This is a genomic window from Bradyrhizobium sp. PRIMUS42 (genome assembly GCF_023006515.1).
GTDB lineage: Bacteria > Pseudomonadota > Alphaproteobacteria > Rhizobiales > Xanthobacteraceae > Bradyrhizobium.
Genome location: NZ_JALBGZ010001039.1, coordinates 1 through 1,619 on the forward strand (window position 1 = coordinate 1; position 1,619 = coordinate 1,619).

Below are 1,619 nucleotides of genomic sequence, written 5' to 3' on the forward strand. Positions count from 1 at the left end.
GGACGTCCGCGCCCGCGTGTTGCATGCCGAGCCGCTGGATGATGCCGCCGCCAAGACGCAGAAGGGGCTGCGCATCTTTGTGCGCGACACCAAGCCGCTGGAGTCGATCGCCAAGCGGTTGGCCAGCCCCGACATGGCCGCATCGAATGGCGCCGCGCCAAAGATCGGCAGTCCGGGCATCGCACCACGCTCGAACGGCGATGGCGAGGTCTCACTGGTGATGATGCTCGACCTCGAGACCGAGGTCGAGATGAAGCTGCCCGGCCGCTTCAAGGTCTCGCCGCAGATCGCTGGCGCGATCAAGGCGGTCGCGGGCGTGGTGGACGTACAGCAGCTCTGACGTCGCCTGCGCTGCCGCAAACCAAAGCTTAACTATCAAGCTCGCGCATGGTTTCAAAGTCTACCTGGCACAGCTATCAGTTGTTGCCCGGCGCAAAACCAAGGAAGAAGAATCATGTGTGACAAATGCTCTGAAAATCTGCATCAATCGCATGCTCCCTCCCGGCGTTCGATGATGCTTTTCGCCGCCTCCGCGCTCGGGGTGGCGGCGTTTGGTGGGCCCGCGTCGGCCAAGGAGGCGAAGGCGCCGCCGAAACCCCAGAACGTGCTGTCACCCGATGCGGCGCTGAAGCGGCTGATGGAGGGCAATGCGCGCTATGTGTCGGGCGTGTCGCGCCGCCACGATTTCACGCATGAGCGCGAGGCTCTGGTCGGTGGTCAGAATCCCTACGCAGCCGTGTTGAGCTGCGCCGATTCTCGGATCGCGCCTGAATATGCCTTCGACAGCGGACGCGGAGACCTGTTCGTGTGCCGCGTCGCCGGAAACTTTGCCGGCGATGAGACGGTTGCGAGCATGGAGTACACGGTCGCCGTACTCGGCACGCCCCTGATCCTGGTGCTCGGCCACGACAATTGCGGCGCCGTCGACGCGACGATCAAGTCGCTGAAGGACGACAAGCCGCTGCCGGGGCACATCCCCACGCTGGTCTCCGCGATCGCGCCGGCGGTGAAGACGGCGGCCCAGCAAAGCGGGAACGCGCTCGACAACGCCATTCGCCAGAATGTCCTCGACAACGTTGCCAAGCTGAAATCGGCCGCCCCGATCCTCAACGCAGCGGTCGAGCAGGGCAAGCTCAAGGTGGTCGGCGGCATCTATCGGTTGAGCACCGGGACCGTCGAGTTGCTTGCCCAGGGCTGAGCCCGGCTTCGGGGGTACCGGAGCCAGGCGGTCGCGCCTCTGCCCGTTGAAGGGCGGCCGCCAAGCAGGGACTTGAAGGAGCCTCGCGCAGTTTCTAGGGTGCGCGAGGCTGACTTGAGGCCGGCACAAGGGTGGCATGGAGCTGACGCCGGCAGCGGCGTGGCCACGCCACCGCCTTAATCCGCGCCTTTCGTTCAACCGCCGTTCAGCCGGCCGCGCGCCTCATGCGTGGTGGCTCCTCAACAACAATAACGGGCAAGCAAGCCATGCGTGGGACGCTCAGGGTCTTTATCTGCCTTCTGCTGCCGATCGTGGCCCTTGCCGCCGGCGCGCCGGGATCGGTACGCGCCCAGCAGCAGGAGAAGCGCATCGCGCTCGTGGTCGGCAACGGTGCCTACGCCAAGTCGCCGCTGGCGACGAC

At 65.5% G+C, this 1,619-nt stretch carries 2 protein-coding genes; both read left to right on the forward strand.

From position 1 onward, the window contains the following. A partial coding sequence (locus MOV75_RS37240) for a hypothetical protein (protein ID WP_247007894.1) occupies nucleotides 1-340 on the forward strand: 340 nt, incomplete at its 5' end. Nucleotides 341-454: 114 nt separating this feature from the next. After that, nucleotides 455-1,198 (forward strand): carbonic anhydrase, encoded by a 744-nt coding sequence (locus tag MOV75_RS37245; protein WP_246922417.1) that lies wholly within the window; start codon nucleotides 455-457, stop codon nucleotides 1,196-1,198. Nucleotides 1,199-1,619: the final 421 nt, after the last annotated feature.